General features: G+C 31.0%; 4 protein-coding genes. All 4 read left to right on the top strand.

The window, feature by feature from the left end:
- Positions 1-159: 159 nt before the first annotated feature.
- On the top strand, positions 160-900 hold the full coding sequence (locus Q0370_RS08490; protein ID WP_299574613.1) for a TraX family protein: 741 nt from the start codon (positions 160-162) through the stop codon (positions 898-900).
- Between the two features lie 191 nt (positions 901-1091).
- Positions 1092-1478: a VOC family protein gene (locus tag Q0370_RS08485; protein ID WP_299574610.1), complete on the top strand. Its 387-nt coding sequence runs from the start codon at positions 1092-1094 to the stop codon at positions 1476-1478.
- 94 nt (positions 1479-1572) lie between these two features.
- Positions 1573-2166, top strand: a complete 594-nt coding sequence (locus Q0370_RS08480) for a flavin reductase family protein (protein ID WP_299574607.1) — start codon at positions 1573-1575, stop codon at positions 2164-2166.
- Positions 2167-2456: 290 nt separating this feature from the next.
- A partial coding sequence (locus Q0370_RS08475) for an ABC-ATPase domain-containing protein (RefSeq protein ID WP_299574605.1) occupies positions 2457-3323 on the top strand: 867 nt, incomplete at its 3' end.

The following is a 3323-nucleotide window of genomic DNA, read 5'->3' as shown; positions in this document are numbered from 1 at the left end:
AGTCTACGACATTTTTCTGCACTGACAAAAAACTCGCTATGCTCAAACAGTTTTGTCGGCACAGAAAAACGCTCCGACGGATTAGTATTAAAATGAAATTGAGAAATTTAAATAATATCAGAATTTTATAAAAAAATAAAATATAAAGGGAGAATTGATATGAGTATATTTTATGGAAATGATAGATTTAGCAAGATAAGGGTCTTTTCAGGAGCACAATTAAAATATATCGCTTTTTTATCAATGTTGATTGATCATGTGAATAAGGCTTTGATGTATCCTTTGCTAACAGAAAATGGATTTTTAAGATATGTGAGCGATGTATTTGATATTTTGGGAAGAGTTGCATTTCCGATTTTTATGTTTTTTCTTGTGGAAGGCTTTTTTAAAACAGGAAATAGATTCAAATATCTTTTAAATTTGATTATTTTTGGAATTATTTCTGAAATCCCATTTGACTTGTTCCAGTCAGCAGTACTTTTTCAGCCGAATTCAAATAACGTAATGTTTACATTAGCTTTAGCATTAGTTATGATTTGGGTTATTGATGAATTGAAAGTTCCAAAATCATATATAATTCCCCCAGTATTATGGTTTCCTGTTTCAATAATAATTGTTATAACAACTTGCCTGTTGTCGATGATTTGGGGGTTGGACTATGAATATCACGGAATTTTGATTGCATATTTTTTCTATATATTTCGTAATAATCCAATATTATCAATTATAGGAGGATATCTTTCGATTGTTAAGACTCCATGGGCTTTGTTAGGATTTGGATTGACGCTTACTTATAATGGGGAGAGAGGAAAACAGAATAAAATTTTGAATTATTTGTTTTATCCTGTACATTTATTAATTTTGGGGCTGTTGAGGCTATGTTTTAAAATAGGAATTTAGAATGGAGTCTGCGTGAAGGAACGATAATTAGCATGGTTCTGTTTGGACCTTTACTTGGAATATTTATGCCAAGAATTGAAAAACTCTATGGAAAATGGGATTTAGTTGATGGAAAAAGTCAAATTGAGAAGGAAATAGAAGGATTGGAATAAAAAAATAAATTTTATAAAAAATATTGAAGGAGATTAATTATGAAAATAAATCATGTAGCAATTTATGTAAAAGATTTGGAAAAAACAAGGGAATTTTATGAGAAATATTTTGAAGCAAGGGCAAATGAGAAATATCATAATAAAAATACTGGATTACAGACTTATTTCCTAACTTTTCCCGATAGTGAAGCAAGGCTTGAGATAATGTCACGTCCTGAACTTTTGGAAAGAAACGATAAAATAATGAATGAAGGCTTTATTCATCTTGCTTTTAGCGTTGGAAACAAAGAGAAAGTTGATAAATTGACAAAAAGACTTGTAAATGATGGATTTAGATGTTTAAGTGGGCCTAGGACGACTGGAGATGGATATTATGAGAGCGTTGTTGAGGATTGTGAAGGGAATTTGATTGAAATAACAGAATGATAAAATATTTGTTTGCAAATTGAGAAAAAAGATTTGGAGAGTATAATTACTAAAAAGATACATAAAAATGTTCATATATTGAGGAGTGGTAATTATGTTTAAAAAATTAGAAAAAAATGGATTTTATTATGGATTTCCAGTATTACTGATGACTACAAAGGATAAGGAAACAGGCAAAAACAACGTAACTCCATTATCATCTTCATTTGTACTTGGAAAATCAATAGTTGTGGGAATAGGATTTGGAAATAAAGGATTTAAGAATATTGAAGCTGGATCGGATGTAACTTTTAATGTTCCAGATGAAAACTTGTACGAAAGTGTGAAAAAGATTGAAAAATTTACAGGCGATACAGAAATATCAGAAGTAAAGCAGAATCTTGGATATATATACTGTGAAGATAAGTTTAAGATTGCAGGATTTACTGAATTAGCTGGTGAAATAGTAAATTCTGTGAGAATAAAGGAGTGTCCAATTCACATAGAGGCAAAAGTTACAGATGTTCAAAAAAAAGACTGGTTTGCCATAGTAACGTGCGAAATACAGGGGATTTTTGTTGATGAAAAAATAATGAAGGATGATTCTCACATAGATACAAAGAAATGGAAACCGTTAATTTATAAATTTAGGGAATATACTTCAACAGGCGATAGATTGGGATTGAATTTTAATTTTCAGGAAGTTTAGAAAAGAGAATTTTTTAATACTTTAGCAGGCTCTTTAATAGGAATTGTTGAGGGTTACATAGTGTATCATAGAAAAATTCGGAAAATAGTTTAATTAGTAAAAATTGAAAAATTAGGATTATAGGTGTTTTGCTTGTAAAAAATACTAAACTTAGAAGATTTAGAAAAGTAACTTTAAATTCAAGTTTAAAGAAGTTACTGTAAAGTAAAGAAAAAATACTAATAAACAGAAAGAGAGTTTACAAAATATGAAAAATTATAAAGAATTAGAAAAAATATTATTTTCAATGGATGGAAAAAGTTATTTATAAGTCGCTTAAAGGGGAATATAGGTTTGAAAAGTATATTCTTGCGATTGATCACGTGCAGTCAGATCCTTATGCTCCGCCTTCAAAAATGAGAATTATAATGGATAGAAAAATTTGTGGGATTCCTTATGAACTAACAGATACGAAGGATAAGAATATTGCAGTTTCAGATTTTCTTACGAGAAATTTTTATAGGGAAATTCAGAAAAGTGGGAATGACAGTACAGGAACTGGGGGAAGTGGAAGAATTTTTATTGACAAGTGCGGACAGGAAATCTTGGAAAGAACTTCAGTTCTCATAAAGGGAGATAAAGTTGAAGTGAGGTTTGAAATGGGGATGCCTGCGAGAGGTAGACGGATAATGGGAAAAGATGCACAGAAAATTATTTTTCAGCAGTTGCCTGAAATTGTAGAAAAATCCATTATTTATGATAATTTGAATAAAAAAACATTAAATGAGCAGGTAATTCTAATGCTGGATCAGGAATATGCAAGAAAAATGTTGAAGGAAAAAGGGCTTGTTGCGTTTGTGGCTAATGGTTCTGTGCTTCCACGTGAAAGTGGAGTTTCGGATAGACCTATGAAAAATGCAGTTAAGTTTAAAAGTCCAGAAAAATTTGAGATTACATTAAAACTTCCAAGCGGTAAAGAAGTAAGTGGAATGGGAATTCCAAAAGGAATTACGCTAATTGTGGGTGGAGGTTATCATGGAAAATCCACGTTGCTTGCGGCACTTGAAAGAGGGGTTTACAATCACATTGCTCAAGATGGGCGTGAATTTATAATTTCTGAATCGGATGCGGTAAAAATACGTGCGGAAGATGGAAGAAATGTGGAAAAGGTGAATATA

Source organism: uncultured Leptotrichia sp., assembly GCF_938036635.1.
GTDB classification, from domain to species: Bacteria; Fusobacteriota; Fusobacteriia; order Fusobacteriales; family Leptotrichiaceae; genus Leptotrichia; species Leptotrichia hongkongensis.
The sequence above is the reverse complement of the archived record's forward strand: the minus strand, read 5'-3'. Positions and strand labels throughout refer to the sequence as shown.

Bases quoted from the DNA above. Each gene is read 5' to 3' on its own strand.
- Q0370_RS08490 (WP_299574613.1), top strand. From the start codon at position 160: ATGAGTATATTTTATGGAAATGATAGATTTAGCAAGATAAGGGTCTTT.
- Q0370_RS08485 (WP_299574610.1), top strand. From the start codon at position 1,092: ATGAAAATAAATCATGTAGCAATTTATGTAAAAGATTTGGAAAAAACA.
- Q0370_RS08480 (WP_299574607.1), top strand. From the start codon at position 1,573: ATGTTTAAAAAATTAGAAAAAAATGGATTTTATTATGGATTTCCAGTA.